This is a genomic window from Streptomyces sp. NPDC002870 (genome assembly GCF_042888505.1).
In the GTDB taxonomy this organism is placed as follows: Bacteria; Actinomycetota; Actinomycetes; order Streptomycetales; family Streptomycetaceae; genus Streptomyces.
On the sequence record NZ_JBIAPW010000002.1, the window covers coordinates 223,851 to 249,529 of the forward strand.

22 protein-coding genes and 1 pseudogene are annotated in these 25,679 nt (G+C 71.8%); 15 read left to right on the forward strand and 8 right to left on the reverse strand.

Features of this window, described 5'->3' with window-relative positions:
- Positions 1 to 77 precede the first annotated feature (77 nt).
- From ACFYWY_RS03475 to ACFYWY_RS03495, 5 genes are read left to right on the forward strand one after another with little or no spacing between them, the layout of a single operon-like run.
- Complete coding sequence (locus ACFYWY_RS03475) at positions 78 to 2,858, forward strand: nitrate- and nitrite sensing domain-containing protein (protein WP_389178966.1); 2,781 nt, start codon at positions 78 to 80, stop codon at positions 2,856 to 2,858.
- Positions 2,855 to 3,337 (forward strand): roadblock/LC7 domain-containing protein, encoded by a 483-nt coding sequence (locus ACFYWY_RS03480; RefSeq protein ID WP_389178968.1) that lies wholly within the window; start codon positions 2,855 to 2,857, stop codon positions 3,335 to 3,337. The genes ACFYWY_RS03475 and ACFYWY_RS03480 overlap by 4 nt, the downstream gene beginning before the upstream one ends.
- Positions 3,334 to 3,747, forward strand: coding sequence for a DUF742 domain-containing protein (locus tag ACFYWY_RS03485; protein WP_389178971.1), 414 nt, complete (start codon positions 3,334 to 3,336; stop codon positions 3,745 to 3,747). The genes ACFYWY_RS03480 and ACFYWY_RS03485 overlap by 4 nt, the downstream gene beginning before the upstream one ends.
- Positions 3,728 to 4,363: an ATP/GTP-binding protein gene (locus ACFYWY_RS03490; RefSeq protein WP_389178974.1), complete on the forward strand. Its 636-nt coding sequence runs from the start codon at positions 3,728 to 3,730 to the stop codon at positions 4,361 to 4,363. Before ACFYWY_RS03485 ends, ACFYWY_RS03490 begins: the two co-directional genes overlap by 20 nt.
- A gap of 23 nt (positions 4,364 to 4,386) precedes the next feature.
- Positions 4,387 to 5,634 carry a styrene monooxygenase/indole monooxygenase family protein gene (locus tag ACFYWY_RS03495; RefSeq protein WP_389178977.1) on the forward strand — a complete coding sequence of 416 codons (1,248 nt, stop codon included), beginning with the start codon at positions 4,387 to 4,389 and terminating at the stop codon, positions 5,632 to 5,634.
- Here ACFYWY_RS03495 and ACFYWY_RS03500 read toward each other — a convergent pair.
- The 3 genes from ACFYWY_RS03500 to ACFYWY_RS03510 form a co-directional block, all read right to left on the reverse strand.
- Positions 5,595 to 6,743, reverse strand: coding sequence for an NlpC/P60 family protein (locus ACFYWY_RS03500; protein WP_389178980.1), 1,149 nt, complete (start codon positions 6,741 to 6,743; stop codon positions 5,595 to 5,597). The genes ACFYWY_RS03495 and ACFYWY_RS03500 overlap by 40 nt on opposite strands.
- A 139-nt stretch (positions 6,744 to 6,882) precedes the next feature.
- Entirely contained in the window at positions 6,883 to 9,411 is a 2,529-nt protein-coding gene (locus ACFYWY_RS03505; protein ID WP_389178983.1) for a PQQ-binding-like beta-propeller repeat protein, read from the reverse strand.
- 38 nt (positions 9,412 to 9,449) lie between these two features.
- Complete coding sequence (locus ACFYWY_RS03510; RefSeq protein ID WP_389178986.1) at positions 9,450 to 9,725, reverse strand: hypothetical protein; 276 nt, start codon at positions 9,723 to 9,725, stop codon at positions 9,450 to 9,452.
- Between the two features lie 203 nt (positions 9,726 to 9,928).
- Here ACFYWY_RS03510 and ACFYWY_RS03515 point away from each other — a divergent pair, with 203 nt between their 5' ends.
- From ACFYWY_RS03515 to ACFYWY_RS03545, 7 genes are all read left to right on the forward strand, one after another.
- On the forward strand, positions 9,929 to 11,965 hold the full coding sequence (locus ACFYWY_RS03515) for a hypothetical protein (protein ID WP_389178989.1): 2,037 nt from the start codon (positions 9,929 to 9,931) through the stop codon (positions 11,963 to 11,965).
- Positions 11,966 to 12,137: 172 nt separating this feature from the next.
- Positions 12,138 to 13,394 carry an ABC transporter substrate-binding protein gene (locus tag ACFYWY_RS03520; RefSeq protein ID WP_389178992.1) on the forward strand — a complete coding sequence of 419 codons (1,257 nt, stop codon included), beginning with the start codon at positions 12,138 to 12,140 and terminating at the stop codon, positions 13,392 to 13,394.
- Positions 13,395 to 13,522: 128 nt separating this feature from the next.
- Positions 13,523 to 14,341: a carbohydrate ABC transporter permease gene (locus ACFYWY_RS03525; RefSeq protein WP_389178995.1), complete on the forward strand. Its 819-nt coding sequence runs from the start codon at positions 13,523 to 13,525 to the stop codon at positions 14,339 to 14,341.
- On the forward strand, positions 14,341 to 15,144 hold the full coding sequence (locus tag ACFYWY_RS03530; RefSeq protein ID WP_389178998.1) for a carbohydrate ABC transporter permease: 804 nt from the start codon (positions 14,341 to 14,343) through the stop codon (positions 15,142 to 15,144). The genes ACFYWY_RS03525 and ACFYWY_RS03530 overlap by 1 nt, the downstream gene beginning before the upstream one ends.
- Positions 15,141 to 15,860, forward strand: coding sequence for an amidohydrolase family protein (locus ACFYWY_RS03535; RefSeq protein ID WP_389179001.1), 720 nt, complete (start codon positions 15,141 to 15,143; stop codon positions 15,858 to 15,860). The genes ACFYWY_RS03530 and ACFYWY_RS03535 overlap by 4 nt, the downstream gene beginning before the upstream one ends.
- On the forward strand, positions 15,857 to 16,699 hold the full coding sequence (locus ACFYWY_RS03540) for an amidohydrolase family protein (protein ID WP_389179004.1): 843 nt from the start codon (positions 15,857 to 15,859) through the stop codon (positions 16,697 to 16,699). Before ACFYWY_RS03535 ends, ACFYWY_RS03540 begins: the two co-directional genes overlap by 4 nt.
- Positions 16,696 to 17,862 carry a DegT/DnrJ/EryC1/StrS family aminotransferase gene (locus tag ACFYWY_RS03545; protein WP_389179007.1) on the forward strand — a complete coding sequence of 389 codons (1,167 nt, stop codon included), beginning with the start codon at positions 16,696 to 16,698 and terminating at the stop codon, positions 17,860 to 17,862. The genes ACFYWY_RS03540 and ACFYWY_RS03545 overlap by 4 nt, the downstream gene beginning before the upstream one ends.
- Here ACFYWY_RS03545 and ACFYWY_RS03550 read toward each other — a convergent pair.
- Positions 17,852 to 18,850, reverse strand: a complete 999-nt coding sequence (locus ACFYWY_RS03550; RefSeq protein ID WP_389179010.1) for an LLM class flavin-dependent oxidoreductase — start codon at positions 18,848 to 18,850, stop codon at positions 17,852 to 17,854. The two genes, ACFYWY_RS03545 and ACFYWY_RS03550, sit on opposite strands and share 11 nt — an antisense overlap.
- An 81-nt stretch (positions 18,851 to 18,931) precedes the next feature.
- Between ACFYWY_RS03550 and ACFYWY_RS03555 the strand changes: the two genes are divergently transcribed.
- Positions 18,932 to 19,939 (forward strand): dihydrodipicolinate synthase family protein, encoded by a 1,008-nt coding sequence (locus ACFYWY_RS03555; protein ID WP_389179013.1) that lies wholly within the window; start codon positions 18,932 to 18,934, stop codon positions 19,937 to 19,939.
- Here ACFYWY_RS03555 and ACFYWY_RS03560 read toward each other — a convergent pair.
- The 4 genes and pseudogenes from ACFYWY_RS03560 to ACFYWY_RS03575 form a co-directional block, all read right to left on the reverse strand.
- Positions 19,903 to 20,052: pseudogene (locus ACFYWY_RS03560) on the reverse strand (2-oxo acid dehydrogenase subunit E2); the annotation flags it as partial. The gene ACFYWY_RS03555 and the pseudogene ACFYWY_RS03560 sit on opposite strands and share 37 nt — an antisense overlap.
- 240 nt (positions 20,053 to 20,292) lie before the next feature.
- The gene (locus ACFYWY_RS03565) at positions 20,293 to 21,054 is read right to left on the reverse strand and encodes an amidohydrolase family protein (protein WP_389179015.1); all 762 of its coding nucleotides are present in this window, start codon (positions 21,052 to 21,054) and stop codon (positions 20,293 to 20,295) included.
- Positions 21,054 to 21,797, reverse strand: a complete 744-nt coding sequence (locus ACFYWY_RS03570; protein WP_389179018.1) for an amidohydrolase family protein — start codon at positions 21,795 to 21,797, stop codon at positions 21,054 to 21,056. Before ACFYWY_RS03570 ends, ACFYWY_RS03565 begins: the two co-directional genes overlap by 1 nt.
- Positions 21,798 to 21,802: 5 nt before the next feature.
- The gene (locus ACFYWY_RS03575; RefSeq protein WP_389179020.1) at positions 21,803 to 22,954 is read right to left on the reverse strand and encodes a DegT/DnrJ/EryC1/StrS family aminotransferase; all 1,152 of its coding nucleotides are present in this window, start codon (positions 22,952 to 22,954) and stop codon (positions 21,803 to 21,805) included.
- Positions 22,955 to 23,078: 124 nt separating this feature from the next.
- Here ACFYWY_RS03575 and ACFYWY_RS03580 point away from each other — a divergent pair, with 124 nt between their 5' ends.
- Together ACFYWY_RS03580 and ACFYWY_RS03585 are read left to right on the forward strand one after the other, a co-directional pair.
- Entirely contained in the window at positions 23,079 to 24,317 is a 1,239-nt protein-coding gene (locus ACFYWY_RS03580; protein ID WP_389179023.1) for a hypothetical protein, read from the forward strand.
- A gap of 42 nt (positions 24,318 to 24,359) precedes the next feature.
- Entirely contained in the window at positions 24,360 to 25,436 is a 1,077-nt protein-coding gene (locus ACFYWY_RS03585) for a mandelate racemase/muconate lactonizing enzyme family protein (protein WP_389179026.1), read from the forward strand.
- Positions 25,437 to 25,679 lie beyond the last annotated feature (243 nt).

Consider the following 25,679-nt stretch of genomic DNA (forward strand, 5'->3'; position numbering starts at 1 on the left):
TTCATGGGCGGACGAGTCAAGCAAGATTGCGAGCACCGGTGCAGATGAAGTGGCCTCGGGGCAACGGCGGCAGGCCCATGGAAACTCCGGACGGCTCCCCGGCCACCCGCGCCGTACCGGCCACCCGAGCTGTACGGGTACGCAGCCGTCTGGTGGCAGGAGTCGCGGCCGTCAGCCTCGTCGTAATCGCGGCGGGCGCTCCCGGCGTCCTCGCCACCTCCGCCGAACTGACCGAGTCCCAGGACCTGGTCACCCTCGCCGCGCTGAACCGCCAGGCCGTCACCCTGGCCCACTCCCTCGCCGACGAGCGCGACGAGGTCACCGCGTACATCGCGGCGGGCCGTGACGACCAGAAGGGTGACAAGGAGGACCGGCGGGAGATCTCGGCCAGCCGCAGCACCCGCGTCGACCGGCAGATCGACGAGATCCGCGGCGTCGTCCCCGACGACCACGCCGAACTGCGTCGCGACCTGTCCGCAGTGCCCTCCGTCCGCCGCACCGCCCTCACGGGCAAGGGCACGGCGATGGAGGCCTACCGGGCGTACTCCGCGGTCATCGCGAACCTCCACGCCCTGGCCGACGAGCTAGCCGACAAGACCCCGCCGCGCGCCTGGGAGTCCTCCGGGACGGAGTCCGCAGGAGGCACCCGCGCGCCCGCCGCGCTCGGCCTCGCCGTCGAGCAGGCGTCCGCCACCCGCGGGCTGCTGCTGGCCGCGCTCTCCGTGCCGCGCGAGGAGAGCAGCCCGACCTTCGACCCGGTCACCGGGCTGCCCGTCCAGGACGAGGGCGGGGACGACGGCGAGAGCGACCGTACGCGCAACGCGCTGAGCGCCGCCGCCCAGCAGTCCCGGGTGCGTGAACTCGCCGCGCTCGCCGACTTCGACCAGGCCGCGGGCAAGGACGCCCGCAACTCGCTGGCCGCCACCGTCACCGGATCCGAGGTCAAGGCCGCCGAGCGCTATCTCGCCCGGCTGACCGACCAGCCCGAGCTCTCGTCGGCCGACCGCAAATCCGACCGCGAGAAGCTCGAAACCTCGCTCACCGCCCGGATCGAGCAGATGCGGGGCGTCGAGTCGTCCCTGGCAGTCGGCCGGACCGAGCGCTTCGAGCAACTGCGCGACGACGACATCACCGCGCTGGAGATCCGGATCGCGCTGCTCGGCGGCCTGCTGATCGTCGCCATCGGCGTGTCCGCCGCCGTCGCCCGTACGCTCACCCGGCCGCTCGCCGTCCTGCGGATCGGTGCGGCCCGGCTCGCGGCCGCCCCCGAGGTCGAGGAGCCGGTCCGCTTCACCGGCCGCAACGACGAGTTCGCGCAGGTCGTACGGTCCCTGAACACTCTGCACGACAAGCTGCGGGACCTCGGTGTACGGGCCGAGCGGCTGGACAGCGACCGCGGCGACCTGGCCGACGCCCGTGACGCGCTCGCCGCCGACCTGGCCGTCGGCCGTGCCGAACTCCAGGCGCACACCCACCAGCTGACGGCCGAGCTCGAACGGCTACGCAACACCGTCCAGCACACTTTCGTCAACCTCTCACTGCGCACCCTCGGCCTCGTCGAGCGGCAGCTCGGCGTGATCGAGAAGCTGGAGGAGCGCGAGCAGGACCCCGAGCGGCTCGCCACCCTCTTCAAGCTCGACCACATGGCCACCGTCATGCGCCGCCACAGCGAGAACCTGCTGGTTCTCGCCGGCGCCGAGCACGGCCAGAGCCACGCGGCCCCCGTCCCGCTCGTCGACGTACTGCGCGCTGCCGTCAGCGAGATCGAGCGGTACGAACGGGTCATCATCCAGTCCCTGCCGCCGCACGCGCAGGTCGCCGGATTCGCCGCGGACGACCTCAGCCATCTCATCGCCGAGCTCCTGGAGAACGCCACCGCCTTCTCACCGCCGGACGCCCAGGTCGAGCTGTCGGGCTGGCTGCTGGAGAGCGGCGAGGTGATGCTCTCCGTGCAGGACACCGGCATAGGGATGACCGCCGGGCGGATGGCCGAGCTGAATGCGCGACTCGAGGACCCGGACGCTTACGAGACCCGGGCCGGCCGGGACGGCGAGGGCCTCGGGCTGCGGGTGGCCGCGCTGCTGGCCGCACGCCACGGCGTACGGGTGCAGCTGCGTGAGCAGAAGCAGGGCGGGATCGCCGCGGTCGTCGTTCTCACGCAGGCGCTGCTGCCGACCGGCCCGCCGGCTGCCCAGACGCACACGGTGCCGATGGCGGGCGCCGCCGGGGCGCCGACGCAGCATCTACCCGGGTCGGTGGCTGAGGCCAACTCCAATGCGCTGCCGGGCAGTTCCCGCCGGGTTCTGGACCCCCCCGTGGACCCCCCCGTGGTGGACCCCCTCGTGGTGGCCGCCGAACACGCGATCCGCGCGGCGGAACCGGACGCGCACGAGCGGACGGCCGACGGGGACCTGGAGGGCGCCGGCGCCGACCAGACGACGTTCGAGATGCGCCTGCCGGAGCCGGTCGCCGAAGAGCCGGTTGCCCAGGAGCCGCCGGTTGCCCAGGAGCCGCCGGCCGAGGTGGAGGCCGAGCCCGCCTCGGAACTCAAGCCCGCCGCGGAGCCCGAGGCGGTCGCGGAGCCCGAGCCGGTCGATGTACCGCGGCCCGCCTGGGAGCGAGTCACCGACAAGGGCCTGCCCAAGCGCACCCCCAAGGTCGTCAAGCCCGCCACCGCGCCCGGCGGGCGCACCGGCAGCGTCGACGCCGACGCCCTGCGCCGCCGTCTCGGCGGCTTCCACCAGGGCGCCAAGGACGGCCGCCGCGACGCCGAGGCCGAGATCGCGGACCGGACAGAAACGGAAGCAGGCACCGAAGCAGCAGAAGCGGGGGACACAGTCGAGGAGGCACGCAGTTGACTGCGACCGGGACATTCGGCCTGAGCAGTGAAGCCCGCAATCTGCACTGGTTGCTGAGCAATCTCGTGGAGGAGGTGCCAGGGGTCCGCTCGGTCGCCGTCGTCTCGTCCGACGGACTGCTGCTGCTCTCGTCCGACCCCGCCCAGAACGCCGCTCCGGCAGCCACCCGCCGCCCGGAAGGCCCCAGGGGCTCCAGCGCCGACCTCGCCACCATCGTCTCCGGCATCGGCAGCCTCACCATCGGCGCCGCCAAGCTGATGGACGGCGGCGGCGTCAAGCAGACGATGGTCGCGATGGAGGAGGGCAGCGTCTTCGTCATGTCGATCAGCGACGGCTCGCTGCTCGGCGTGCACGCCACTCCCGACTGCGACATGACCGTCGTCGCGTACCACATGGCGCTCTTCGTCGGCCGCGCCGGACATGTCCTTACCCCAGAACTCCGCAGCGAACTGCGCAAATCGATGGAGAGCGCTCAGTGACGCCCGCCGCTGAACCCGCCCGAAGGCTTCCCGTCCGCGGAGAGGGCCGACGCCCCGCCCGGGTCCGTCCCTACTCACTCACCGGCGGCCGCACCCGCTTCGGCCATGTGCTGCTCGTCGAGACGTTCGTCGCCGCGCTCGAAGCCCCCGAGGAGCGCAAGGAACTGCCCAACGGCGACCTCTCCTCGCGTGTCATGCCCGAGCTGCGGGCGATCGTCGAGCTGTGCCGCCGTATGCGTACCGTTGCCGAGATTTCGGCCCTGCTGAAGATGCCGCTGGGTGTCGTCCGGGTGCTGCTCAGCGACCTGGCCGACCAGGGAAAGATCCGCGTGTACGGGACCGGGCACGGCGCCGGCCAGCCCGACCGCGCGCTGCTCGAAAGGGTGCTGAGTGGACTCCGCCGCCTCTGACACGCTGCTCGCCCGTCCCCACCCGCAGCCCGAAGAGGATCTGCAGGCCTGGCAGTTGGACCGCACCCGGGCTCCCACCGCGACGAAGATAGTGGTCGCGGGCGGATTCGGCGTCGGCAAGACGACCTTCGTCAGGTCGGTCTCCGAGATCACGCCGCTGCAGACCGAGGCGCTGATGACCCAGGCGAGCGAGGAGACCGACGACCTCGCTGCGACGCCCGACAAGCTCACCACGACCGTGGCCATGGACTTCGGCCGGATCACGCTCGACGACGATCTGGTGCTGTACGTCTTCGGCACGCCGGGCCAGCAGCGCTTCTGGTTCATGTGGGACGACCTCGTGCGCGGCGCGATAGGCGCGGTCGTACTGGCCGACACCCGCAGGCTGCCGGACTGCTTCCCGGCGCTCGACTACTTCGAGAGCAGTGGCCTGCCGTACATCGTCGCCGTCAACCACTTCGAGGGGACGGAGCTGTTCGAGGCCGAAGATGTGCGGGAAGCGCTGACGGTGCCGCCCCGCATACCCGTGGTGATCATGGACGCGCGGAGCCGGATCACGGTGATCGAGTCCCTGCTCACCCTGGTCGCCCACGCCCTCGAAGCCACCCCCGAATAGCTACGCAACGGAGAACACCCGCCATGCGGAAGATACTCATAGTCGGCGCCGGTCAGTCCGGTCTCCAGCTCGCCCTCGGACTCCAGTCGCAGGGCTACGAGGTCACCCTCATGTCCAACCGCACCGCCGACGAGATCCGGTCCGGCCGGGTCATGTCCACGCAGTGCATGTTCCACACCGCCCTGCAGCACGAGCGCGATCTGGGCATCAACTTCTGGGAGCCCCAGGCCCCGCGCATCGAGGGCCTCGGCGTCTCCGTCGCGGCCCCGGACTCCACCCGCGCCATCGACTGGGTCGGCAAGCTCGACGGCTACGCGCAGTCCGTCGACCAGCGCGTGAAGATGGCCGGCTGGATGGAGACCTTCGCCCAGCGCGGCGGCCAGCTCGTCATCCATGGCGCGGCGGTCTCCGACCTGGACTACTTCTCCCGTACGTACGACCTGGTGATGGTCTCGGCGGGCAAGGGCGAGCTGGTCTCGATGTTCGGCCGGGACGCCGCCCGCTCCCCGTACGACACTCCGCAGCGCGCGCTCGCCGTCGCGTACGTCCACGGCCTGGGCCCGCGCCCCGAGCACCCCGACTATGACGCGGTCCGCTGCAATCTGATCCCCGGCGTCGGCGAGCTCTTCGTGATGCCGACGCTCACCAACAGCGGCCGCGCGGACATCCTCTTCTGGGAGGGCATCCCGGGCGGACCGCTCGATGCCTTCCAGGGGGTCAAGGACCCCGCCGAGCACCTCTCCCTGACCCTGGAGCTCATGGAGAAGTTCACGCCTTGGGAGTACGCGCGCGCCACCAAGGTCGAGCTGACCGATTCGAACGGCACACTCGCGGGCCGGTACGCCCCCACCGTCCGCAATCCGATCGGCCGCCTTCCCGGCGGCGGTCTGGTCCTCGGCGTCGCGGACGTCGTGGTCGCCAACGACCCGATCACCGGTCAGGGCTCCAACTCGGCGTCCAAGTGCGCCGCCTCGTACCTCGCCTCGATCACCGAGCACGGCGACCGGCCCTTCGACGAGACGTGGATGCAGTCCACGTTCGACCGTTACTGGGACACCGCGCAGCACGTCACCAAGTGGACGAACGCGATGCTCGGCGTCCCGCCGGAGCACGTGCTCAACCTGATCGGCGCGGCCGGCGGGCTCCAGCCGGTCGCCGACCGGTTCGCGAACGGCTTCAACGATCCGGCCGACTTCGAGAACTTCTTCTTCGAGCCGGAGAAGGCGAACGCCTACTTGGCCGAGGTGTCCGGAGCCTCCGCCGCGAAGTAGCCGTCGTCCGTCCCCGCCGTGGCGCCCTTGGGGAGCCGCGGCGGGGTGTACGAACTCAGCGGACTGCCGTCCGGGTCCGGGCGGACGGCGCCGATCAGCGGATTCGCCGCGATGGGGGAGACCTTGACCTTGGTGCCCGGGCGCGGGGCCTGGACGACCATGCCGCCGCCGAGGTAGATGGCCACATGGGTGGCCTTGGGGTAGTAGATCACCAGATCGCCGGGGCGCAGGGAGCGCAGCGAGACCTTCGTGAGCCCGGCCCACTGCTCCTGGCTGGTGCGCGGGATCTCGCGGCCCGCCTGCGCCCAGGCCTGCGAGGTCAGCCCCGAGCAGTCGTACGAATGGGGGCCCTCCCCGCCCCAGACGTACGGCTTGCCGATCTGCGCGACCGCGTACTCCAGCGCCCGCTCGCCCTTTCGCGTCGGCGTGCGCTTGCCGCCGAGCACACCCGAGGCGAGGAGTTTCTTCTGGGCCTCGGCCGCATTGGACCGCTCCAGCGCCGCGACCTCGGCGATCTCGTCGGCGGAGAGCGAGGCGAGCATCTCCTCGATGTCCTTCAGCCGCGCGGTCGCGGTGTCGCGTGCCTCCTTCTGCTTCACCGCCAGCGTGAGCTCCTCGCGCAGCGCCTTGCGGGACGCGGCAGCCAGCCCGGCGGCCCGCTTCGCGCCCGCCTCCAGCCCGGCCATCGTCGCCAGCCGGTCGGCGGCGGCGCGCTCGATCAGATGGTCCTGGTCGAGGGCCTGTTCCGGATTCCGGGCGAGCAGCAGCCACAGATATGCGGAGAAGTCGGACCCGCCCCGGTACTGCTCGCGGGCCAGCCGTCCCGCGTCGTCGCGGGCAGCGACGACCGCGGTGCGCGCCCTCGCCAGCTCGCGGGCGAGCCTCGCCGTTCTGGCGCGCTGCCTCTTGAGCTCCTCCTCCGTCGCGTTGTACGTCTCGCCGGCCTCCTCCGCCTGGCGGTACAGCGTCTGAAGCTGGGTCAGCATCCCGGAGACGGTCGTGGGCGGAGGGGGTGCCGGTGCGCCGGCGGCGGGTGCGGCCGGTACCGAGACGGCGGTCGCCGCCGCCAGCGCCGCCGTACAGACAGAGCGGAGCAATCTGCCTGCCACGTCATCACCTCCGGCCGCCGGGCGGGCTGTCCACCACACGACCGATCATCCGAGGGCGCGCAGGGGGGTGCCCCGCGAGTGGTCGGTTCGGCGCAATGCGGTCACTCGTCGAGGCGGACTGCGGGTCGCCTCCGGCGTGTCAGTCCACCGGCAGCGCGTAGAAGGTCCGCTCGCGCTGGACGACGAGATTGCGGCCGCCGCCACCCGGCAGAGGCACATAGCGCGGGCCGCCCGGGACGTCCTTCACGCCCGCTTCCTGGAATTTCCACAGCCGCCTGCCGTCACGCGCGGCGAACGCCGTGAGCTGCGCGCCGTCGCCCGCGAGCACCGTGCCGCCGCTCGCGCTGAGGGCGGTGCCGGGGACGCCGTTCCAGACGGGCGCCTCGGTGGAGCGCCGCCACTGCTGGCGGCCGGTGGCGGTGTCGATCGCGCACACCTGCTGGTAGCGGTTGGCGACGTACAGCACCGGGCCGCGCAGGGTCCCCTTGCCGAAGGGGAAGACTCCGGTCTGGCCGGCCGCCGGGGCGGCGGCGGCCAGCCGCCACAGCCGTGCGCCGGTGCGGCTGGTGAACGCGTGCAACTCGCCCGCCGCCGCGGCGAACAGCCCGCCCGTCGTATCGCCGACGACTGCGGCGGCGGGCACCACGCCGGGGAGCGCCAGCGACTGGCGCAGCTTGCCCGTCTTCCGGTCGAACGCGAGCAGTACGGACGCGCCCTTGGACGCGGTGCGCTGCGCTGGGGTGAGGGATGCCGCGTCCTGCCGCACCACGATGTCGGCGGGGCGGACGGCGATCAGGTCGTACCGGGGGATGTGCGGGGGGAGGCCGGCTGTGACCGGGGTGCGCCACAGCCACCTGCGCGCGATCAGGTCGTACGCGAAGAAGTACGTGGCGAGCGCGGCGCCCTTCTTGACCTGGCCGGTCATCCAGAGCGTGCTGCCCTCCGAGCCGGTGACGCTTCCGAGGGTCAGGGTCTCGCCCGGACCGGCGAGGGTGGTCTTGGCGACCCGGTGCCTGATCTGCCCGTCCAGCGCGGAGATCCACAGGAAGTGGGTGGGGCCGTTGACGAGACAGAGGGCGTCGTCGACGGGCACGGCGCGGGAGAGCGATGCGGCCTCCCCCAGCTGCCAGAGCCGGCGTCCGGTGCGCAGGTCCACGCCGACGGCCTGGTCGCCGCCGGTCAGCACGAGCACGCGGTCGCGCCAGACGGTGGCACTGGGCGGCGCGTCGCCCTCCTCGCCGGGCTGCTCGTACCGCCACGCGGGCTCCGGCGGCGTTCCGGCGACGCGGGTGCGCCGGGGAGCGGGGGCGGCCTTGGGCGCGGCCTCTGATTTCCCGTCAGTGAGCGCGTACACCCCACCCGCGCCGAGGGCGATGCCGGCGACCCCGGCGGCGATGCCTACGAGCAGGGCCCGCCGGCCGGGCTCGGCGGGTGCGGGGGCCGGAGCGGGGAAAGGCGTCGGCGCGTGCACGGGTACGGGCAGGGCCGGCGGCATGGGCGGGGCGCTCCGCGCGGCGGGCAGCGCGAGGGCGGCGGTCACCCGGTCACCGGGCGTCGCGGCCGGCACGAGGAGGCTGCCACCGAACGGGTGCGGGCCCGGTACGTGGCGCGATGCACCGACGCCCAGGGGCTGGACGTCCGCGCTGACGGGTTGGGCGACAGCGCTCACGGACGGGGCGTCCGCTCTCACGGGTTCGGCGACGGCGCTCACAGGGCGGGCACCCGCGCTCGCGGGCTGGACGCCCGCGCTCGCCGACTGGGCGTCCGCGCCTGCCGCGTCCTGCGGGGCGACCACGCCGAGGGTCAGCCTCTCCACCGCTTCCGCCTGAGACTCCACCGCCTTCACCAGGCCCGGTGGCAGCCAGCCGTCCCTCGCCAGTGCCGCCGCGCCCTCCAGGGCCAGGGCCGCTGCCGTTGTGCTCGCCGACGGGCGGTCCTGAGGGAGCTTGGACAGGCAGCTCGCCACCAGCGGGCGCAGCTCGGCCGGAACCCCGCTCAGCTCCGGCTCGCCGTGCGCGATGCGGTCCGCGTCGCCCAGCGGGGTGGTGCCCGTCGCGGCGTACGCGAGAAGCAGGCCCAGGACGAAGATGTCGGACGCCGGGCCCGGCTCCGCGCCCGTGGCCTGCTCCGGGGTCAGATAGCCGAGCTGTACGGACAGCTGCCCGCCGGGCCCCGCCTGGGCCACCGCCGCCGCGCCCAGCGCCCCGAAGGCCGTGAGCCGCGGGCCGTCCGCCGCCAGCAGTACCGTGTCGGGGGCCAGGCCGTGCAACACCGCACCCGTGGCGTGCACCCGGGAGAGGGTCTCCGCCAGCGCCGCGCCCAGTATCCGTACCGCCCGCTCCGGCAGCGGGCCCGCCAGCGCGATCGCCTCACGCAGCGTCAGCGCCGGGACGTACGCGCCCGCCGTCCACAGTTCCTCGTCCGTGCCGGATCCGAGCGGCTCGGGCACCCACCCGCCGGCCAGCCGTTCCGCGGTCCGCGCCTCGGCCTGGAAGCGGCGCCGGAACGCCGGCACCGCGGCCAGCTCCGGCCGGGCGGCCGAGACCACCACGGTCGTGCCGTCGGGCCCCTGCGCCAGATAGCGGACGCTGCTCGCCGACTCCCACAAGCGCGCCAGCGCGGCGTAGGGGCCGAACTGGCGCGGATCGTCCTGCTGCAGCGGCTCCATCGGCGAGCATCCCCCCTGGCGACACGGTCATCGCGATCTTATGGCGCGCCGTTCGGCTTCGACCAGGGCCACTTCAGCGCGCGTCGCTCCGCGCCCTCGGGGGCGAACTCGTACTTCCAGCCGCGCCGCAGGCCGAGCCGCCTGGTGTGGCCCGCGGGGACGCGCCGGTACGCGTACACCGTCGGCGGCGTGCCGTCGTCGTTCGGCACAGGGACCTCGTACCACTTCGGAGGATGCCCGGTCGGCCCGACCAGAACCGGCAGCACGCGCCCGTCCAGCGGCCCGCCCACGAAGGGGGTGTTCTCACTTCTCACACCATCAGTCTCACGCAGGCCCGCCTCGCCGCCGGCACCGGGCGCGCCCGCCGTCCGGTCGATGGAGCTGAATGGCCATGACGTGGGCCCGTTGGAGTGCTGTCCCGAAGCCGCTCGGTCGGCGCCGTTGACGCCCCACGGGGGGTGGCGTATCACTTTCGGCTAGTGCCGTAACTCCCGTTCCTTTCGGAGGTGTTACCCCTGTGACGACGCGACGAGCGTTTCTCGCCGGCTCGACCGCAGCACTGTCCGCCTCTGTACTGTCGTTAGCAGTTCCGAGCACCGCGTCCGCCGAGGAGGCGCTGATGCGCGACCCCGTATCGCTGGGTGTACCGCTCGCCGACGTCCTGCTTCTGGGCGGCACGGTCGCTCCGGGGCCGGGTGGCAAACCGGCCCTGTGGAACGTGTCGACGGGCAAGCCCGCCTACCTCAACGCCATCGACCCGGCCACCGGTGAACAGCTGGTCAGCGCGCCCCTCACGGGAGCCGACGGCTCCTGGGCCGTCGCCGCCGCGCCCGACGGGGTGTACGCGGGGACCTACGGCAACGCTCATCTCTACCGCTGGCGGCAGGGCGCCGGCGACGTCGCAGAGGACCTCGGCCTGCCGATCGCCGCGCAGACCTTCATCTGGTCGCTGACCTCCGACGCCGACGGCAAGATCTGGGGCGGCACTTTCCCCGGCGGAAGGGTCTTCCGCTACGACCCGGCGACCAAGGAGTACACCAACTTCGGACAGGTGGTCGCGGGTCAGACGTACGTACGGAGCATCGCCTGCGCCGACGGCAAGGTCTACTCCGGCTCGTACGCCGCCGCTCACATCGCCGAGCTGGAGCCGGCGACCGGCTCGGTCACCGAACTCCCCAAGCCGCCCGGCCTCGGCACCATAGAGGGCAAGGCCGTGTACGACCTGGACGCTCTGGGCGGACGGCTGTACGCGCGGATCGGCTCCGACCTGCCGGGTCCGCTCTTCGTCTACGACCTCGCCGCGCGCGCCTGGACCGATGAGATCCCCGACGCGCACGGCCTGAAGATCGCCCCGCCCGACTCCGGCGGCGGCATCTACCTCATCCAGCGGGGTGAACTGCGCCGCTACGACCCGGCCACCAAACAGCTCACCGGCACCGGCCTCACCCTCACCGGCAAGGTGCAGAACACCCGGTCCATCGGCTGGGCCGAGCTGGGCGTCCCGGACTACCCCGGGCGCAGCGTCGTCGGCACGCTCTGGCGCGGCGAGATGTTCCGCTACAACCCGGCCACCGGGGCGCACGCGATCCTGGAGACCAAGGTCCGCAAGGAGCCCATAGAGATCCTGGCGGTGGCCGCGGGCGGACGCAGAACCGTCTACGCCGGCGGGTTCCTCAACGGCGGTCTGGGCACGGTTCGTACGGACACCGGGGCCTCCGCGTTCCACCGCTTCGCGCAGATCGAGTCGATCCTCCAGTCCTCGGACGGCACGGTCTGGCTCGGCGTCTACCCCGAGTCCAGGCTCTACCGCTACCGGCCCGACAAGCCCTGGAACAGCCCCGAGTACTCACCCGGCGGACCGCCGGGGACCACCCCCAACCCCGAGCTGGTCTTCAACCTGGGATCACAGCTGCAGGCCCGCAGCAAATGCCTCGCAGAGGCGGAGGACGGGAAGATCGCCGTGGGCACAGTCCCGTCCGGCGACAGGCTCGGCGGCGGGCTCGCCATCTACGATCCGTCGTCGCGCGAGTGGCAGTTCACCCGCAATGTCTCCCAGGACCAGAGCCTCTTCGCGCTCGCGGCGTACGACGGCGTGGTCTACGGCGGCGGGTCCGTGACCGGCGGGCTCAGCACCACGCCGCCCACGAGGAAGGCGGGCGCGGTCTTCGCCTGGGACGTGGACCTGGGCGAGAAGCTCTGGGAGTTCGAGCCGGTCAGCACGGAGGGGACGGTCAGCGCGCTGGCCATCGGCCCCGACCGGAGGCTGTGGGGGCTCGCCGGGCACACGCTCTTCGCCGTCGACCGGCAGAGCCAGCGCGTCGTTCACCGCTATGAGCTGGGCACCAGGAGCACCGGCGGCTCGATAGTCGTATCGCGCTCGAAGCTGTACGTGAGTGTGGACGGCGGGCTGATCTACCGCATCGATCCGTTCGCCCCGCACCGCGACCCGGTGCTGATCGTCGCGTACCCGCACCGGCGGCTGACAGGACATCAGGACGGGCGGCTGTACTTCAACCGTGTCGCCGAGCTGTTCGTCGTCGATCCCCGGCACTGAACTCCCGCCCCGGCCGCCCCACCTGATCTCCCGGCCCGAACCCCGTCCTGACCTCGCCACATTGACCCCCCGTCATCAAGGCATTGACATGCCAAAACCGCCCGGCTAGTTTCGGCCCAGGCCGAAACTAGCCGGGCTCTGGCTCCCCTTCTCAGGCCTTCCGGAGGCCCCCATGAAGACAGGCTTCAAGCGCGCCGCCGCACCACTCGCGCTGTTCACGCTCGCCGCCCTGATCACCGGGTGCGGCGGCGACAGCAGCTCGGGGTCGAAGAAGGTCACCGTCTGGATGTATCCGGTGATCGCCGACCCCAAGGCCAACTCCGCCTACTGGACCCAGATCGAGAAGGACTTCGAAAAGGCCGAGCCCGGCGTGCAGCTCACCGTCGAGCAGCAGCCGTGGGAGAACCGCGACGAGAAGCTCGCCACCGCGTTCAGCAGCGGCAAGGGCCCGGACGTCGTGCTGCTCGGCCCCGACCAGATCCCGCAGTATCTGAGGAATGGAGCCATCAGGCCGGTCGACGGGGCGCTCAAGGGCACCGAGGACAAGTTCCTCCCCGCCGCCCTCGAAGCCATGAAGCAGGACGGCAAGGTCTACGCGGCGCCGATCTACCACACCGTCACCACCACGCTCTACAACAAGAAGCTGCTGGACCAGGCGGGCATCACCAAGCCCCCGGCCACCTGGGACGAGATCAAGGCTGCCGCGCCCAAACTGAAGCAGGCGGGCGCCGCGGCCCTCGACTACTCCGCCGGCAACGAAGCGACCCAGAACCTCAACTTCTACCCCCTGCTCTGGCAGGCGGGCGGCAAGGTCTTCGCCGACGGCGGCAAGAAGGTCGCCTTCAACGGGCCCGAGGGCGTCGCGGCCCTCACCTTCGTCACCGACCTGTACAAATCCGGCGCCATCCCCAAGTCCGCCCTGACCAACGCCAACGTCGTCGCCGACCAGGCGCTCGGCAAGCAGCAGGCGGCGATGGGCTTCTCCAACACCCCGGCGGACGCCGCGACCGCGGCCCAGGCCTGGGGCGCGGAGAACGTCGTCGTCGGCCCCCCGCTCACCGGGGCCAAGCAGGTCACCTTCGGCATCCCCGGCGGGCTCGGCATCAACGCCAAGTCCAAGAACGTCTCCGGGGCTGAGAAGTTCCTCGCCTTCATGACGAAGCCGGAACAGCTCCAGAGCATGGGCAAGGCGAGCGGCTTCCTCTCCCCGCGCACGGACGTCACCGTGCCGAGCGACGCCCCGCACGCCAAGGAGTTCCAGGAGGCGCTCGCCAACGCCTACCCCGGTGAGCCCAACCCCACCGCACGCCAGCTGATGTCACTGATCGCGCCCGAGATCCAGGCCGCGCTGACCGGCAAGAAGAGCCCCAAGGAAGCACTCGACGCGGCGGCCGAGCAGGCCGACGACCTCCTGGCGCGGCAGCGTTGAGTCAGACGTCTCTGACCAAACCCTCCCCGGGCGAGGCCCCTCCCCAAAAGGCCTCGCCCGGCAGGAGTTCCTTCAGCAGGGCCGTACGAAGGCGCGAGGCCCGCGTCGGGCTCCTCTTCGTGGCTCCGATGCTGCTGCTGTTCATCGTCTTCCGCTTCGGACCGACCCTCGGCGCCGCGTTCCTCTCGCTCACCGACTACCGGCTGAACGGCGAATGGCGGTTCATCGGGGCCGAGAACTACAGCCGTCTCCTCGACGACGACCTGTTCTGGTCCAGCCTCGGCGTCACCGCCCTGTACACCGCGTTCTTCGTGCCGTTGACCGTTGTGCTCTCCCTGGGCACGGCCCTGCTGCTGCACCGCACCGTCTGGGCGCGGGGGTTCTTCCGCGGGGTGTTCTTCCTGCCGTACGTCACCAGCATCGTGCTGGCCGCCGTCATCTGGAAGTGGATCTACGAGGTGCAGGACGGCCTGCTCAACTCCGCCCTCGGAGCCATCTCCCTGGGTCCCGTCGACTTCCTCGGCAACGAGCACCTCGTCCTGCCCTCCATCGCCGTCACCTCCGCGTGGAAGGGCTTCGGCTACTCGATGCTGATCCTGCTGGCCGGACTCCAGTCGATCCCGCAGCACGTCATCGAGGCGGCCACCATCGACGGGGCGAACGGCTGGCAGCGGTTTCGCTGGGTGACCCTTCCGCTGCTGCGGCCGGTGCTGTTCTTCGTCCTCGTCATCGAGGCCATCGGGTCCTTCCAGGTCTTCGACCAGATGTATGTGATGACGGCCGGCGGACCCGTGCGCTCCAGCTACTCGCTCGTCTACTTCCTCTACGACTCCGGCTTCAAGTTCTTCGACTTCGGCTACGCGAGCGCGATCGGCCTGGTGCTCTTCCTGGTCGTACTGATCTTCTCGCTCATCCAGCGACGGCTCATCGGAAGGGAGGCGGACTGATGGCACGGCTGCGACTGCCCGTCCTGCTGGTCCTGGTGGCGCTCGTGACCGTCATCCCCTTCGTGGTGATGGTGCTCGTCGCCTTCGCGCCGCCCGGCGGACAGACGCTGCCGGGCGCGTTCGACCTGACCCGGGCCACCTGGCAGAACTTCTCCGACGTCCTCGCCGGCGCGGACATCATGCGCTGGGCGTTCAACTCACTGATCTACTCGGTGGTCTCCGTCGCGCTCATCCTGCTGTTCTCGTCCATGGCCGGATACGCGTTCGCGAAGAAGCGGTTCCCGGGCCGCGAGGTGCTCTTCTGGTCGTTCCTGGCGACCCTGATGGTGCCGTTCCAGGCCACCCTCATCCCGTACTACATCCTCGTCTCGGAGCTGGGCGGCGTCGACACGTACTGGGGAATGATCGTGCCTACGCTCGCCAACTCCCAGGCCGTCTTCCTCATGCGGCAGTTCATCCACCAGCTGCCCGACGAACTCTTCGAGGCCGCGAAGATCGACGGCGCCTCGGAGTGGCGCATCTACACCACCGTCGTCATCCCGCTGATCCGGCCGGTCCTGGCAACCCTGGGCGTCTTCGTCTTCCTCTGGCACTGGAACGACTTCCTGTGGCCGCTCGTCATCGGCCAGTCCTCCGAGATGCGCACGCTCACCGTCGGCCTCGCCACCCTCGAAGGCGAGAACGTCGCGGTCAACCAGATCATGGCCGGGGCGACCATCACCGTGATCCCCTGTCTGCTCGTCTTCGGACTGCTGCAGCGGTATCTGACCGACTCGATCGCCACCACCGGACTCAAGACATGACCGTCGTCGACGTCAACCGGCTGCTCGGCCCGCTGCCGTACGACGAGGTGGCGAGCCGGGACCCGGCCGGGCTCGTCGGCGAGCTCGACCGGCTGCGCATCGACAGCGCCTGCGTGGTCCACACGCATGCCGTGTACGGCGACCCGCGCGACGGCAACGAGTCGCTCACGGCCGTCGAGGAGGCCGATGGCGTACGGCTGCGGCCGGTGCCGGTGCTGATTCCCGGGCCGCTCGGCACCCCACAGTGGCAGGGCGGCGCCGGGCTGGTGCGCCTGTGCCCCGGCGAACACCGCTGGTCCCTCACCGGCGGGCACGCCCTCGCACTCGCCGCCGCGCTCGCGAAGACGCGCACCACGGTCCTGCTCGGCTGGGAGACCGTGACCGCCGCCGAGGTCGGTCAACTGGCGAGCGCCCTGCCCACCCTGCGGATCATCCTCACCGGCACCGGCTACCGCAGCCTGCGCGAGCTCGCCGAACTCATGGACGCGCACGTGGAGTTGTACGTGGACACCTCGACGCTCGCCGGACATCTGCAGGTCGAGTGGTTCGCCGGACGGTACGGAGCCCGCCGCGTCCTGTTCGGCACGGGGGCGCCCGTCACCGACGACGCCGGACCCCGCTACCAGTTGGACAACCTGGCGCTGCCGGACGCCGACACGGCCCTGATCGCGGGCGGCAACGCCCTGCGGCTGCTCGGCGAGGGCGAAGACCCTTGACTGTCACCGACGACCGGACCGTCACCGACGACCGGACCGTCACCGACGACCGGACCGCCACCGACGACGGGACCGCCACCGACGACCGGACCGTCATCGACGCCCACGGCCATCTCGGGCGCTGGTCCGACTTCGCCATCCCGGACGGCTCCGCCCGCAGCCTCGTCGGCGTCATGGACGGGTGCGGCGTCGCCATCGCCTGTGTCTCCCATCTGCTCGCCGTGGGCCCCGACGCCCGCGCCGGAAACGCCCTGCTGCTCACCGAGCTCGCCCAGCATCCCGGACGCCTCCTCGGTTACGCCGTCTTCAACCCGCATGATCCCGAGGCCCCGGCCCGGCTGCGCGACCTGATGGACGCGCCCGGCGTCATCGGGGTCAAACTCCACCCCGAAGTCCATGAACTCCCGCTCGACCACCCCGCCTATGCCCCGGCCTTCGACATCGCCGCAGAGCGCGGCCGCATCGTACTCGCGCACAGCCAGCACGTATCCGCCTTCTCCGACCCGGTGCGCTTCGCCGCCGTGGCTCCCCGCTACCCGGAACTGCCGATTCTGATGGGCCACTCGGGCCTGTGGACCAGCGGCTTCGCCCCCGCAGCCGAAGCCGCGGCCCGCTGTCCCAATCTCGTTCTGGAGACCTGCGGCTCCCGGATGACGGCCCGCCATCTTCTGCGGCTGGTGGCCGAGACCGGGGCCGAGCGCATCGCCTTCGGCTCCGACGCCGTCTTCCTCGATCTGCGGCTCGGACTCGGGCGCGTACTGCTCGCCGACCTCGGCGAGGCCGACCGGTCGCAGATTCTGCACGGCACCATGGACCGCCTGCTGAAGGGCCTGACATGACGCCCGTACGCACGAAAGGGTGGCCGCAGTGGCCGCCGCCGGCCGACGAGGAGCAGCGCGAGCGGCTGCTGCGGGTGCTGGAGAGCGGACAGTGGGGAGCGACCGCGGGCAGCGAGACGGAGTCCTTCGCGGCGGCCTTCGCCCGCAGTGTCGGCGCCGCGCACGGCGTCTGCACCGTGAACGGGACGGTGGCGCTCTTCCTTGCGCTGCGCGCTCTCGGTGTGCGGCCGGGGGACGAAGTGATCGTGCCCGCCTATACGTTCGTGGCCGGCGCGACCGCGGTCGTACTCGCCGGGGCAACCCCGGTCTTCGCCGATGTGACGGCCACGCTGCACCTCGACCCGGAAGCCGCGGACCGGCTGGCCGGGCCGCGCACCAAGGCCGTCATGCCGGTGCATCTGGCGGGCGCGCCCGCCGACATGGAAGCGCTCGGCGAGGTCGCGGAGCGCCACGGCCTCGCCGTCGTGGAGGACGCCGCCCAGGCGCACGGTGCGCGTCGGCATGAGCGTCCGGCGGGCGCCCTCGGGGACGCCGCCTGCTTCAGCTTCCAGTCCGGCAAGGCGATGACGGCGGGCGAGGGCGGCATCGTGGTGACCGACGAGCGGGAGGTGTACGAGCGGCTCTGGTCGCTGCACAACGTCGGGCGCCGGATCGAGGGCGGCTGGTACGAGCACCCGGAGCTCGGCTGGAATCTGCGGATGACGGAGTTCCAGGCCGCGCTGCTCCATCCCCAGCTGGGGCTGCTGGACGGCCAGTTGGAGCATCGCGGGGCACGGGCGGCCGCACTCGGCCGCGCGCTGGACGAGGTGGAGGGCCTTGACCCGGTTCCCGCCCCGGCCGGTACCACCCGGCACACCTGGCACCTCGCCCCGCTGCGCTACGACCCGCGGGCATTCGGCGGACACCCCAAAGGAGCGTTCCTGGCCGCCATGACCGCCGAGGGCGTTCCGCTGGAGGCCGGATACCGCTCGCTGACCCACGAGGCCTCGCTCGCCGCGTACACCGCGCGGATGAGTCCGTGTCCTGTCGCGGAGGCGGCCGAGGACACGGTCGTCTGGGTGCGCCAGCCGATGCTGATGGCCGACGACGCGGCCATGGCGGACATCGCCCGCGCCGCGCTCCTCGTCCAGCGGGCTTTCCGGCAGCGCCCCTTCAGCCGTTGAGACGCGGCAGCACCTCGGCCCCGAACGCCTCGATCGCGCTCAGCGCATCCTTCTGCGGCATGCCGGGCGGCTGGATCCGCAGCACCACGCCGTCGGCGCCCATCTCGCCGTACGCCCCCAGACGCTGGACGCACTGGTCCACCGAGCCGATCACGGAGCGCGCCTCGATGTCGTCCCACTGCTGCGCGTAGCGCGCGGCATCGGCGGAGGTGCGCTTCCAGTCGCCGTAGGCGTCGTACAGACCGCGCAGCGGGCCCTCAAGGGCGGAGCGGGCCTGCTGCGAAGAAGGCGCGGCGTAGCCCTCGCGGCAGACGATGACCTCTGCGCCCAGACTCGCCGCGCCGCGCGGGTAGGAGCGGTACTCCGCGATCTTTCCCGGGAGTTCGGAGTCGAGTTCGTTGAAGGAGGTCGTCCAGCCGTCGCACATCCGGGCCGTACGCTCCAGCGCCGCCGGCACCCGCCCGCCGTTCCAGATCCGCGGGCGCGGGGACTGCACCGGACGGGGCGACAGGAAGGCTTCGTCCACCGAGGTCCAGCGGCCGTGGTGGGTGACCTCGTCCTGCGTCCACAGCCGGGTGACAAGCTCCAGGCACTCCTCGAAACGCGACACGCGCTCGCCCGGCTGGGTGCCGTACAGCGTGAACTCCTCTGGCCGGTAGCCCAGCACGAATCCCGCCGTGAGCCGCCCTCCCGACAGCACGTCGATGTGCGCGAGGGTTTCGGCCAGCCACACCGGCTGGTAGACGGGCGCGATCAGCCCGGCCGTCGCGAGTCCGATCCGCTCGGTGTGCGCGGCGAGGTACGCCAGCGAGGTGAGCGCCTCGTGGTACCCGGGCCGGTGCAGATGCCGTTCGCCGAGCACCACCCAGTCGAATCCTGCCTGTTCGGCCAGGACCACCTGCTCCACCGCGTCGGCGAGCCGGGGCCGATCGGCCTTGTCCGCGTAGAGATTGACGTACAGGCCGAGACGCATGGGGCGCTTGGGCATTCTCGCTGGCCTTTCCTTTACGGTCCGGGCCGTAAAGGCTAGCGTGTCGACAACGACCGCAACAGACGGGAGAGATCGCTCATGTCTGCGACGGAGAACCTGGTGCGCAGGCTGCGCGGTGCCGTACTGCCCGCGGTGGCCACTCCCATGGATCCCCGGGGAGTCGTGGACCTGGACGCGCTGCGCGGATACGCGGAGCGGATCGCGGCCGAGCGGATCGGCGGCGTTGCCGTATGGGCCCATACGGGCCGCGGTCTTCATCTCTCTGAACCCGACCGTCAACAGGTGCTGAGCATCTGGCGGGACGCGGTCGAAGGGCCGGTCGTGGCAGGCGTGGGGGTGCCACGATCGGTCCGCGCGACGACCCTGCGGGAGGCCGTGTCCGCCACGATGGCCATGGCCGTGCATGCGGCGGAGGGCGGTGCCGACGCGGTCATGGTCTATCCGCTCGCGCAGCTCGACGGGGACGACGACGAGGCGGTACGGCTGCACGAGAGCGTGGCCACGGAGAGCGGGCTGCCCGTGCTCGGCTTCTTCCTGCACGGCGAGGCGGGCGGCTATCCGTATCCGCCGGCGCTGATCCGCCGGCTGCTGGCCCTGCCGTCGGCCGCGGGAATCAAACTCGCCACCCTGGACCGGGCGATGGCGTGCCAGGACGCGATCCGCGCGGCCGAGGAGAGCGGAAAGCTGGTGATCACCGGCGAGGACCGGATGTTCGGCCCGTCCCTGATGTGGGGCGCGGACACGGCACTGGTGGGCATCGCGGCGGCGCGGGTCGGCCTGACGAGCGCGGTACTGGACGCCTGGCGGGCGGGCGACCACGCGGGTTTCGTACGCGCGTCGGGCCGCCTGGACCGGTTCGCGGAGGCGACGTTCCTGGCGCCGATCGAGGGATATGTGCAGCGGATGCTGTGGGCGGCGGTGTGGGAGGGGCTGCTTCCGGAGTCGGCGGCGTGCGACCCGTACGGGCCGGGGGTGCCGGCGGGTGAGCGGCGGGTGTTGCTGGACTGCCTGGAGGAACTGTCGAAGGAGCCGGACCGGACGTCGGCCGGAAGCGTCGCCGGGCGTTCGACGCAGTCGGCGACGTAGCGCAGGAAGCCCCCTGCCACCGCGCCGTCGCACACCCGATGGTCGAAACTCAGCGAAAGCCGGGTGACTTCGCGCAGCGCGAGGGCCCCGTCCACGGCCCACGGTTTCCGGACACCGTCATCGGTGACCTCGCTGGCGGTGCGCGTCGGCCCGGGGGCCTGTGACACCTCGACCGTGGTCGCTCCGCTGACGTGACACGACGCTCCGGACGAGGGCTGCCTGAACACGAGGCTCCGCCCCGGACCCGCTCCTCAATCGCCGGAGGGGCTTGATGCGGGGCTCCGCCCCGCGCCCCGCTCCTCAATCGCCGGAGGGGCTCCATGGGGCGTACGGGGTCCGGGGCGGAGCCCCGGTTACGGGTAGGGGCGGGTAGGGGAAACAACCCCCTCCAGGGTGAACAGCCCCACCGCGTTCCGCCACAGCACCCCCTCCAGCTCCTCCGCCGTAAAGCCCGCATCCCGGACCACCCCCAACGCCACCGACGGGTCGATCAGCGTCGCGTCCGTCCCGAACAGCAGCCGCTCCACCGGAACCCCCGCCGCGCGCGCGTAGTCGATTCGGCCGGCGTCCGTGACCGTACGGCAGTGTTCGAGGTACAGCCGGTCGCACGCCGCCGCAGCATGCGCCGCCTCGCGCCACGCGTCGCCGCCCGCGTGGCCCATGATGATCCGCAGCCGCGGCCGGCTCTCCAGCAGCTCGGGCAGCAGCGCGACCTCTGGGCCCCAGGTGTGCAGCAGCAGCGGCACCCCCGCCTCGTCGATCAGGTCGAAGGCCTCTGCCATCTCCCGCGTGCCGATCAGCCGCCCCGGATAGTGGGTGTGGATCTTCGCGCCGACGAACCGGCCGGTGTCCAGACAGCGCCGCAGATCCTCGGCGCTCTCCTCGATGCGGTTCGGGTTCACCACGGCGTAGCCGAGCAGCCGCGGGTGCACGGCGAGCACCTCGCGCAGCGCGGCGTTGCCCGCCTCGGCGTCGTACACCACCGCCTCGGCGGCCGACACCAGCTGCAGATCGATGCCGTACTTGTCCATCAGGCTGATGTTGAACGCCGCGTCGCCCGTGTCCATGTGGAACGGCCACGGGCCCACATGCGCATGCACATCGATGATCGGCATCAGCCCAGCAGCTCCTCGACGTTCCCGCCCGCGATCGCCGCGCGTTCGGCCTCCCCGATGTCCGCGTAGCGCAGCCGCAGCGTCTGCGGGGAGATGTCCATGAAGGGGGTGCGCGAGCCGAAGACCAGATGGCGCGCGCCGGCCGTGTCGACGACCCGCTCGATCGCGTCGGGCGCGGAGAGCAGCCGGGTGGTGGCCCGGAAACCCGGTTCGCGCCGGGTGAGGAGCAGGAAGTCGGCCAGCACGTACGAGTGCACGTCGAGGAAGACGACATCCGCGCCGCGGCCGGCGAGCACCGGCCCGTAGTGGCGCGGGTCCCCGTCGTGCAGGAGGACGAGACCGCGGGCGACGGCCTGCCCGATCACATGCCGGTAGCCGGGGAAGTCCGGTTCCACGTCCTGCTGCTCCGTGAACAGCCGCAGGAAGCGCACCCCCTCCGCGTCCAGGGCGTCCAGGCGCTCGTCCGCGGCGAGCGCGTCCCGTAGATCCACCGTGCCGACCGGCAGCAGCTCGGGGCAGTCGGCGAGGTCCTTGACCGTACGGGTGTTGCCCGCGGCGTCGTCGAAGAGCGCTCCCCGCGTCGACATGGCCAGCGCCCTGGAGACGGGGGAGCGGGCGAGGCGGGCCCTGACCTCGGCGAGGCCGATGTCGGCATGGTGCCTGGGCCACGGGCCGTACAGCACGTCGACGTCCCAGCCGATGCGCTCCTCGGGCGCGGTCCGCAGCCAGTCGTAGGAGGTCACCGTGGTCACCGTGCGTGGGCCCGGTCGTGGACGGTGCGGATCGCGCGGGCGATGTGCTCCACGTCCGCCTCGGTGTATCCCTCGTTCCAGGGGAGGGCGAGCAGAGTCCGGCCGATCAGCTGCTCCGCCTGCGGACACAGCCCCGGCGGGTACCCGGGCAGGGCCGGATTGGCGTACAGCGGACGTTCGAGATAGCCCGGCATGGTGGACAGGCCCTCGGCCTGAAGGTCCTTCGCCCAGCGGGAGTTGTCGTCGACGAGCAGCGGGAAGAGCCACCACGCGTGGCCGGGCAGCGGCTCGGGCACGGTGACCCGGTCGAGCCCGGCGAGCGCGGCGACGAGCTGCCCGGCCCGCTCCCGGCGCACGCGCACGACGTCCGCCACCTTGGCGAGCTGGGCGCGGGCCACCGCCGCGGTGAGCTCGGGCATCCGGTAGTTGAGGCCCATCTCGCGGTGGATCCGGCCCTCCGCGCGGTCCCAGCCCTTGTCCATGAACAGCCGCATACGGCGAGCGAGTCCGGGGTCGTCGGTGAGCGCGAGGCCGCCGTCACCCGCGGTGATGTGCTTGTACTGCTGAAGGCTGAAGCACGCGATGTCCCCGACCGTGCCGAGCAGCCGGCCTGCGGCGTCCTCGCCGAGCCAGGCCTGCGCGCAGTCTTCGATGAGCACCAGTCCGTGCCGGTCGCAGATGGCGCGCAGCGCGTCGATGTCGGCGGCGGCGCCGAAGAGATGCACGGCGATGACGGCCTTGGTGCGCGGGGTGAGCGCCCCCTCGACGGCGCCGGGATCGAGGTTCCCGTCCTCGGGGCGTACGTCGGCGAACACCACCCGGCCGCCCTGCGCGACGACCGGCGCAACCGTGCCGAAGTCCGAGAGCGGGGTGGTGATCACCTCGTCGCCCGGGCCCACCCCGGACGCCGCGACCGCGAGATGCAGTGCGGCCGTACCCGAACTGCAGGCGACCGTTTCCCCGCGGACTGTTTCCCCGCGGGAGTACAACCGCGTCATCTCGGCTTCAAGGGAACGTGCTTCACTGCCGAAGGCGCTGCACAGCACCGCGGAGTCCAGGACGCGCAGCACCGCGGCCCGTTCCTCCTCGCCGAAGGTGCGGCCGCGCGGGCCGAGAACTGTGGGCAGCGGCATTTCCCGTTCGGGCATCGGGGCACTATCCTCTCCGCAAGCATGCGGTTATGGCCTGGGCCGAAATTAAAGCCGCGGTTGCCGGGCGTCAACCCCGTCCAGAAGTACCTCAGAACCACTCCAGAAGAACGGAGACCGGCCGATGGCTCTCACGGTCGGCGTCGTCGGTCCCGAGGACCTCGTGCACAAAGTGGTCGCGGTCGGCGGCGCGGCCGGGGCGGACCGGCTGGTGCCCCTCCCGTACCGGCACGAGGACGAGACCCTCGACGTGGTCGGCAGGGCGCAGGCCGACGTGGACGCGCTGCTCTTCACGGGCGTCGTGCCGCACACGCTCGCGACCGCCGCCGGAATCGTCGACCGGCCCGCGATGTATGTGCCGTACAGCGGCGCGACCCTGCTGCGCGCCCTGGTCGAACTGCTCCGCCTCGGCCACGACGTCTCCCGTATCTCCATCGACACCCTGCGCCGCGGCGAGGTGATGGAGACGCTCACCGAGGCCAAGCTGCCCACCGACCATGTGCATGTACTGCCCTACCGGCCCGGGCTGACCTCGCAGGACCTGGCGGAGTTCCATCTCGCCGCACGGGACAGGAAGCAGACCCGGGTCGCCCTCACCTGTCTGGGCTCGGCGTTCCATCTCCTCGACCACGAGATGCACGCCGTACGTCTCGCGCCGTCCCGGCACTCCATACGCTCCACACTCCAGGCCCTCGTGCTCGCCACCGCGGGACAGCACAGCGGCGACGCCCAGGTCGCCCTCGGCATCATCGATCTTCCGGCGGCCGACGGCGAACTGGCCGCGGATCTGCGAGTGCTGGGCGGCAGCCTCGCCGATCTGGCGGACGGGCAGCGGCTGGTCGTCACCACCCGGGGCGTTCTGGAGGAGGTGAGCGAGCAGTTCACCCGCCTCCCCTTCCTCGACGACCTCGCGGCCAGGCACGGCGCCGCTCATGTGGGCTTCGGCCTCGGCCGCACCGCGGCGGAGGCCGAAGCGCTTGCCAGGCGCGCGGTCAACCGGGCCCGCTCGGTGGGCCCGGTGGCCGGCGTCGTCTCGATGACCGACGACGTCGACATCGTGATCGACGCGGAACGCTCCGCGTCCACGCTGTCCGCGGCGCCGGCCGGACCGGAGAGCACGGTGGCGCTCGCCCGCCGCGTCGGACTGAACGCGAAGACGCTGGACCGGCTGCGTGAACTGGCCGCTCTGGAGCAGGACGAGGGGATCACCGCGCACCGTGTGGCGGAGTACCTCGCCGTCCAGCAGCGCACGGCCCGCCGCATCCTCAAGCGCCTGGAGCGGGCGGGGGTGGCCGTACCGACGGGCAGCCGGCAGCTGGGCCAGACCGGCCGCCCGCCGATCGTCTACCGCGTACGCCTCTAAGCCCGCCCTTACGGTCCGGGCCGTAACTCGAAGGAGCCGTGCTTGAAGATCGTCTCGGTCCACACCCGTGTCGTCAGGGCCCCGTACCGGCGTCCCTTCGTCATCAGCAGCGGAACCAGCCCCGAACTCATCAGCCTGGTTGTCGAAGTGCGCACCGCGGACGGCGAATCCGGCTTCGGCGAGGCCTCCCCGATGACGGCGTACACCGGCGAGACCCTCGCCGGCCTCGAGGCGGCCCTCACCGAGCACGCCGCCCCGGCACTGATCGGCCGCGATGCCCGCGACCTGGCGGGAGCGCACGCGGCCATGGACGCCGCCATCCGCGGCCAGCAGCTGGCCAAGGCGGCGCTGGACATCGCGCTGCACGACGTGGCGGCGCGGGCGGCGGGCTGGCCCGTGCACCTGCTGCTCGGCGGCTGTGTCCGCCCGCGCGTCCCCACCACCTGGGTCGTCGGTCTCGGGACGGTCGAGGAGATGGTCGAGGAGGCGGCCGTGTACGCCGCGCGCGGCTTCACCCACATCAAGGTGAAGGGCGGCGAAGACCCGGAACTGGATGTGCGGCTGGTCCGTTCCGTGCGCGATGCCGTGCCGGAGTACGTGGAGCTCAGCCTCGACGCGAACGAGGGCTACGACCCCGGCATCGCGGGTCGGACCGTCGGCCGGCTCGCCGACGCCGGGCTCGACCTGGTCGAACAGCCGCTGCCCCGCTGGGACTTGACCGGCATGGCCGCGCTGCGCAGCCGCGGCGGTCCGCGCGTCATGGCCGACGAGAGCCTGCACTCGCTGCACGACGCCCTGGAGATCGTCCGCCGAGGGGCGGCCGATGTCCTCAACATCAAGATCCTCAAGGTGGGCGGGCTGCACAGGGCCCGGCAGATCGCCGCGCTGGCCGAGTCGGCGGGCCTCGCCGTGAAGATCGGCACGATGCCGGAACTGGGCGTCGCGACCCTGGCCGCGGCACATCTGACTGCCGCCCTGCCACACGCCACGGTGCCGGCGGACCTGGTAGGCCCGCTGCTGGTCGATACGGAACCGCTGGCTCCGACGGCGTTCGCGGCGACGGGGGAGACGGGGTGGCTGGACGTACCGGTGGGACCGGGCCTGGGCCACGACCTGTAGGCCGGCGGCCGCGGGCTCCCTGCCGGGGCTCCGCCCCGGACCCCGCTCCTCAATCGCCGGAGGGGCTGCAAATGCAGCCCGTCCGGCGATTGAGGACAACGCCCGAAGGGCGTACGGGGTTCGGGGCGGAGCCCCGATTCGGGAAGGGCGAGGGACGAAGCGCCGACGGCGGCCGGAACGCGACGGTCAAGCCCTGGAGAAACCTCGCGGGAGCGCGCAGCGTCACCAGAGGCTTGATCATGA

Bases quoted from the DNA above. Each gene is read 5' to 3' on its own strand.
- ACFYWY_RS03475 (WP_389178966.1), top strand. From the start codon at position 78: ATGGAAACTCCGGACGGCTCCCCGGCCACCCGCGCCGTACCGGCCACC.
- ACFYWY_RS03495 (WP_389178977.1), top strand. From the start codon at position 4,387: ATGCGGAAGATACTCATAGTCGGCGCCGGTCAGTCCGGTCTCCAGCTC.
- ACFYWY_RS03505 (WP_389178983.1), bottom strand. From the start codon at position 9,411: ATGGAGCCGCTGCAGCAGGACGATCCGCGCCAGTTCGGCCCCTACGCC.
- ACFYWY_RS03520 (WP_389178992.1), top strand. From the start codon at position 12,138: ATGAAGACAGGCTTCAAGCGCGCCGCCGCACCACTCGCGCTGTTCACG.
- ACFYWY_RS03525 (WP_389178995.1), top strand. From the start codon at position 13,523: ATGCTGCTGCTGTTCATCGTCTTCCGCTTCGGACCGACCCTCGGCGCC.
- ACFYWY_RS03530 (WP_389178998.1), top strand. From the start codon at position 14,341: ATGGCACGGCTGCGACTGCCCGTCCTGCTGGTCCTGGTGGCGCTCGTG.
- ACFYWY_RS03535 (WP_389179001.1), top strand. From the start codon at position 15,141: ATGACCGTCGTCGACGTCAACCGGCTGCTCGGCCCGCTGCCGTACGAC.
- ACFYWY_RS03545 (WP_389179007.1), top strand. From the start codon at position 16,696: ATGACGCCCGTACGCACGAAAGGGTGGCCGCAGTGGCCGCCGCCGGCC.
- ACFYWY_RS03550 (WP_389179010.1), bottom strand. From the start codon at position 18,850: ATGCCCAAGCGCCCCATGCGTCTCGGCCTGTACGTCAATCTCTACGCG.
- ACFYWY_RS03555 (WP_389179013.1), top strand. From the start codon at position 18,932: ATGTCTGCGACGGAGAACCTGGTGCGCAGGCTGCGCGGTGCCGTACTG.
- ACFYWY_RS03565 (WP_389179015.1), bottom strand. From the start codon at position 21,054: ATGCCGATCATCGATGTGCATGCGCATGTGGGCCCGTGGCCGTTCCAC.
- ACFYWY_RS03575 (WP_389179020.1), bottom strand. From the start codon at position 22,954: ATGCCCGAACGGGAAATGCCGCTGCCCACAGTTCTCGGCCCGCGCGGC.
- ACFYWY_RS03580 (WP_389179023.1), top strand. From the start codon at position 23,079: ATGGCTCTCACGGTCGGCGTCGTCGGTCCCGAGGACCTCGTGCACAAA.